Source organism: Vicinamibacteria bacterium (assembly GCA_035620555.1).
Lineage (GTDB): Bacteria > Acidobacteriota > Vicinamibacteria > Marinacidobacterales > SMYC01 > DASPGQ01.
In genome coordinates, this window is the sequence record DASPGQ010000615.1 from 1 (window position 1) to 5,685 (window position 5,685).

Annotated in this window: 5 protein-coding genes; 2 read left to right on the forward strand and 3 right to left on the reverse strand. The window is 64.4% G+C overall.

Going from position 1 to position 5,685, the window contains the following annotated elements; genetic code table 11:
- Positions 1-9 precede the first annotated feature (9 nt).
- Complete coding sequence (locus tag VEK15_25175) at positions 10-1,026, reverse strand: TIGR00266 family protein (GenBank protein ID HXV64016.1); 1,017 nt, start codon at positions 1,024-1,026, stop codon at positions 10-12.
- Between the two features lie 94 nt (positions 1,027-1,120).
- Between VEK15_25175 and VEK15_25180 the strand changes: the two genes are divergently transcribed.
- A complete protein-coding gene (locus VEK15_25180; GenBank protein ID HXV64017.1) occupies positions 1,121-2,662 on the forward strand; it encodes a hypothetical protein in 1,542 nt (513 codons plus the stop codon).
- A 5-nt stretch (positions 2,663-2,667) separates the two neighbouring features.
- A complete protein-coding gene (locus VEK15_25185; protein HXV64018.1) occupies positions 2,668-4,005 on the forward strand; it encodes a glycerate kinase in 1,338 nt (445 codons plus the stop codon).
- Here VEK15_25185 and VEK15_25190 read toward each other — a convergent pair.
- The gene (locus VEK15_25190) at positions 3,991-4,938 is read right to left on the reverse strand and encodes a hypothetical protein (protein ID HXV64019.1); all 948 of its coding nucleotides are present in this window, start codon (positions 4,936-4,938) and stop codon (positions 3,991-3,993) included. The two genes, VEK15_25185 and VEK15_25190, sit on opposite strands and share 15 nt — an antisense overlap.
- 123 nt (positions 4,939-5,061) lie before the next feature.
- On the reverse strand, positions 5,062-5,685 hold a 624-nt coding region (locus VEK15_25195; protein HXV64020.1), incomplete at its 5' end, for a sigma-70 family RNA polymerase sigma factor.

The following is a 5,685-nucleotide window of genomic DNA, read 5'->3' on the forward strand; positions in this document are numbered from 1 at the left end:
GCCAGAAGGTCAGCGTTCCAGCATCCCCCCGATGCCGCCGAGAGCGCCGAGGATCGACCCCTCGCCCTTGCCGCCGCGGCCGGTCTGGGGCGCGGCCTCGTGAATCCGCCCTGCCAATCGGCTGAAAGGCAGCGACTGCAACCATACCTTCCCCGGACCGGTCAGACTGGCGAAGAAGAAACCCTCCCCGCCGAAGATCGCCGACTTGATCCCGCCCACGAACTGGATATCGTAGGTGACGCTCGGCTGCAGCGCGACGAGACAGCCGGTATCGACGCGGAAGTTCTCCCCCGCTTTCAGCTCTCTTTCGACGGTCGTGCCTCCGGCGTGAAGGAAGGCGAGTCCATCCCCTTCGAGGCTCTGCATGATGAACCCTTCGCCGCCGAACAACCCGACGCCGATCTTCCTCTGGAAGGCGATTCCGATGGCAACCCCCTTGGCCGCGCAGAGGAAGGCATCCTTCTGACAGATCAGCCTCCCTCCCATCTTACCGAGCTCGGCGGGCATGATCTTCCCCGGATAGGGGGCGGCGAAGGCCACGCGCTGTTTTCCCGCGCCCTGGTTTACGAACTCGGTCATGAACAGACTCTCCCCCGTCAGGACGCGTTTTCCCGCGCCGAGGAGCTTGTCCATGAGCCCACCTCCGGAGCTCGAGCTTCCGTCCCCGAAGATGGTGTTCATCTGGATGCCCGCCGTCATGTACATCATGGAGCCGGCTTCGGCTACCGCCCCCTCGCCCGGATCGAGCTCCACCTCGACGAACTGCATCTCGTCGCCGATGATCTCGTAGTCGACCTCGTGAGCTCGTCTTCCCACCGAAGCCACGGCCGGAACCGGCGCTCCCCCGGAGAGCAAACCAGAAAGCTCCGGAACCTGGCCCGCCGCCGTCCATCCCGTCATCCCTTGCTTGAAGACGAGCGTCGCGGTGTGGTACTCACCGGACTGGAACTTCGCGGCCAGCTCGTCACGGGCCATGGGCCCGACGCTCTGTCCGCCGACCACGACGTACCACTCCTTGTCTGCCATAGAATTTCGCCCCTTGTTAGTTTCTGAAAAAGTATAGCAAACCCGGACCCCGCGTACTTGCCGATGGTGGCGCGAGACCATAGATTCTCCGAGGATGCTGCCACTCGCGTTGGTCTGGCCGGCAGGGCTTATCAGCCCTGAGCCCGCGCCCATCATCCAGAGCGTCGAGATCGTGGTCCGCGATGTCTTCGAGGACGAACAGGGTGAGGCCGAGTTCTGGCCCTATGCGCTCGCGAACCGGCTCCATCTACGGACGCGAAAGCGGGTCATCGAACGCGAGCTCCTCTTCCGCTCCGGAGACCCTCTCGACGAGGAGGCCGTGGCTCAAACCGAGCGAAACCTGAGGAGTCTCCCGTTCCTGAGGGACGTCGAGGTGGACATACTGGAAACCGCGTTTGCGGGGCGCGTCAGGATTCGCGTGGTGGCATCCGACAGCTGGACCACGGTGCCCGAGGTACGTCTCGCCAAGGTCGGAAACGAGTGGATCTGGGCGCTCGGGGCGTCGGAGAAGAACTTTCTCGGATATGGAAAACACCTGCAGGTGCTTCGCGCGGCCGATCTCGATCGTGAACAGACGCTCGTGTTCTATGGCGATCCGCGGCTCGGCGGATCTCGTTTTCGGCTCTCGACGCTCGTCTCCGACGCCTCCGATGGTCACGAACTGTCGGTCTTTGCCGAAAGGCCCTTCTTCGCACTCGACACGCTATGGTCCTTTCGCTTCGGTGTCGAGGATTTCGACCGGCTGGATCCTCTCTACGACGAGGGCGAGCGAGTCCAGGAGCTGAGGCATCAACGGGGCTTCGGCGAGCTCGCCGCCGCCCGGTCCATTTATCGAAGCCCCGACCGCGCCGTGCGTTTCCACTTCGGCTATCAGCGCTCGACGGATGACGTCGATGCGGACCGACGGCAATTTGGTGTTCTCCAGCTCGGAGTCACGACGGTACGGCATGCCTTCCTCAAGATGACGCATGTGAACCGATTCGAGAAAGCCGAGGACTTCAATCTGGGAAACGAGGCGGGCGCTTTTTTCGGCGTGTCGACCGAGCTCCTCGGGGGGGAGCCGGGAACGCCCTATTTCTTCTACTTATCGGAGAAGGCCGGCGTTTCTCTGGGCCAGGAGGGTTTCCTGACCGGCCTCTTGTCCTGGAGAGGACGACACCGAAACGGGGCCATCGAGAACAGCATCGCTCGGGCTCGGTTCGACCTCGTGCGGAAGTGGTCCCCGAGAGTCGTGATGCTGATGAAGGGCGACTTTCTTTACGGAACCCGACTCGACCCGGAGGTTCAGCTTCGGCTCGGAGCCGAAAGTGGGCTCAAAGGGTACCCCGTCCGGCAGTTCAACGGGAACCGGTCGCTCCATCTCGCGGCCGAGGCCCGGTGGTTCCTGGCGGACGACATCGCTCGGCTGGTCTCCCTCGGTGTTGCCGCTTTTGCGGAGTCCGGCTACGCCTGGCCCGAGGACCGGCCGATTGCCATTCACGACTTGAGCTCGGACATCGGAGTCAGCCTCCTGCTCGGCTTCTCGAGGGCCTCGGCTGCACGCCCGGGAGTTCGCGTCGATTTCGCCTACGCCCTGACGCCGCTCGAAGGCCGGGGCCGGTGGCTCGTTTCCGCCGGCTCACGCATCGGGCTGTGAAATAAGTGAAACGTTCGATAAAGGAAGACGCTCGTGAGCAAGCGCTGTCGATCTTCCAGGCGGGGCTCGCCGCCGCCGACCCGAGAAAGCTCCTGGGGGCAAGATTCACGGAAGAGCCCGGCATCGGGTGGCGATACGGCACGGAGCCGGTGTTTCCTTTTCCCGGGGCAGGCGGCCGGATTCTCATCCTCGGTGCGGGAAAGGCCACGGGCGCGCTCGCGGGGGCGCTCGAGGACGAGCTCCTGTCCCACGGTTGTTCCGGAAGGATCATCGTCAAGTACGGCCACGGCGAGCCGTTGACGCGAGTCCTCGTTGAAGAAGCCGGCCATCCTCTACCCGATGAGGCGGGGGTGAAGGCCACCGAGCGATTGGTGAACGATCTCGTCGACACCAAGGCTTCGGACCGCATCTTCTTCGCTTTGACCGGAGGTGCCTCGGCGCTCCTCGTGGCTCCCGCTCCCGGGCTGACTCTGGAGGACAAGGTGGCGACGACCGATCAGCTCCTGCGAAGCGGTGCCACGATTCAGGAAATCAACGCGGTTCGCAAGCATCTGTCGTCGGTCAAGGGCGGACGGCTTCTCGAGCAGATGGCTCCGGCTCGCGTACTCGCCTTCGTCGTATCGGACGTCATTGGAGACGACCTCTCCTCGATTGGCTCGGGACCGCTCGTCGGAGACCCGACCACGTTCTCGGACTGCCTCGCGATTCTGAAGCGCTACGAGCTCGAAGGGCGTATCCCCGTTCCCGTGGGGCGCCGGCTTCGCGAGGGCGCCCTCGGACGGATTCCCGAGACGCCGAAGCCCGGCACGCCGGTGCTCGAGCTCCAGAGGCATATCGTACTTGCTTCGAACCGGAGCTCGCTGCTTGCGGCCGGCGAGAAGGCGAAGCGGCTTGGATTCGAGGTCGAGGTGTTCGCCCGCGACGTGCAAGGGGACGTACATCCTTGCGCGCGAGAGTTTGCCGAGCGTCTCGCCGCTTTGGCCCGAACCGGTCGCCGCTCGGCGCTTCTCGCCGGAGGCGAGCTCACCCTCAAGGTCTTGGGCACGGGGCGCGGAGGACGCAATCAGGAGTTCGCACTCGTTGCCTCCCGCCATTTATCGGGTGTCGACCGCGCGTGGCTGCTCTCGGCGGGTACCGACGGGACGGACGGCCCTACCGATGCCGCCGGGGCCTTCGTGGACGGAGCCAGCTGGAACCGGGCGAGAGAGCTCGGCCTCGACCCCGCCCGAGCGATTTCGAACAACGACGCTTACCCTCTGTTCGTTGCTCTGGGAGATATCGTCCGAACCGGTCCCACGGGCACGAACGTCAACGACCTCGTGATCGGTCTAACGGGTCTGTAGCTGCGCGAAGTGGTAGGCGGCCTCCTCGGCCCACTGCGAGCCAGAGTCGCGCTCGACGTAGCGAGCCCAGGCCTGCGCGGCGGCCTGGGGCATGTCGAGCGCCTCATAGAAGAGTCCGAAGTTATAGAGGACGAGCAGATCGTCTGGAGCAGAAGCTTGTGCGCGTCGCAGCAGGGCCAGTCCGCGCTGCTGGAGCGGGTAAGCCTCCTCGGGCTGAAGCTGAGCCCGCTGGTAATGAAGGACGGCCAGGGCGTTGAGTGCCACGGCGGATTGGGGGTCGGACTCGAGAAGCTCGTCGAGGAGCTTCTCGGATTCGTCGAGCTCACCATCATCGAGAAGGAGAAGGGCGAGCGTCTGGACCGCCGAGGGCTCGGCGGAGCGCTCGACCGCCCGACGAAGGTTTGCGAGAAGAGCCGTCTCGGCGGGGTCCGACGCGTCGAAACCGCTGCGGGTCACCGAGGCACGCTCGAACTCACGAATGTACCGAAGAGGGATTCGGCCGGTGGCCTGGCGGAGCTCCACGAGACGGTCGAGGGTCTCGGCGGCGATGCGCCGGCTCTCGGAGGGAAGCCAGTGGCTCAGATAGACATACCTCCCCCCGGTGATCAACACGAGCGCCACCGCCGCGGCGGCGAGGACGGACTTCCAGTCGAAGGAGATCCCAGTGGACACTCCGACCGACGGCTCCAGCAGGGGCTTGAGCTTCTCGACCCGCTCGGCGGGGCTCAGCGGCGGCACTCGGGCCAGCACCGATTCCTCCTCGGGCGAAGCCGGTCGCTCCATCCTGACGACATCGGCGAGCGCCTCGACGCATTCGGCGCAGAGGTCCAGATGCAACTCGACTTCCGCGAGGCGTCCACCGGAAAGGCGGCCCTCGATGAGCTCACAGAGGTCTCCGGCACTCAGATGCGCCGCGGACCCTGCCTTAGGCATCACGTGCGTTCTCCCGTCTTGGTGGGGCGAAAGACAGCCTCGCATCGAGCGAGATGCCCTCGAAGCGGCGGCCCCGCGGGACATGTCGGGCCCTCGCGATCGCCGATCCTCGCCCTCATTTCTTTATGACGAGTTTTCACCCGCTTCCCCTCCCTCCGAAAGGTGATGTTTCAACACTTCCCGGATGCGCCGAACGCATTTTTCGACCCCACTTGCCGAAAGGCGGACCGTCCGGATACCTGCGATCTCCGAGATGGTGAGTCCCTCGAGAAAGAAGAGGCGGAACACGAGTCGATCTCGAGCGCTGGTCCCGGATTGTCTCGACGTCTCTTCGATGGCGCCTTCTATGCTCCTTCGAAACTCCCGGGCGGCAACCAGGCGCTCGGGACCTTCGCCGTCGCGGACGAGCGCTTGCTCATAGGAGAGCCTCTCGCCTCTGTCCTCCGTCGCGACCAGATTGGAGAGCGAAACCGATGCTTTCGGGGTCTTGAGGGTCCTCAGTTTCCGGAAGTGATCCCTCACCAGGTTCACACCAATCGCTGCCAAATAGGTGTAAATCGAGTGCTCGGTATTGCCTCGAAATCGCGACAGCGCGCGCCGCCGAGACTCCAGGAGCTTGACGAATACCGCCTGGGTGAGATCTTCAGAGGTCTCTTCGATCGAGCCGGTGTCCAGCTCCGGATGGCGCGCGGCCTCCATCTGGTACGTTCTCAGGATGGCGAGCCGCAACCTCGGCTGGAAGCGCGA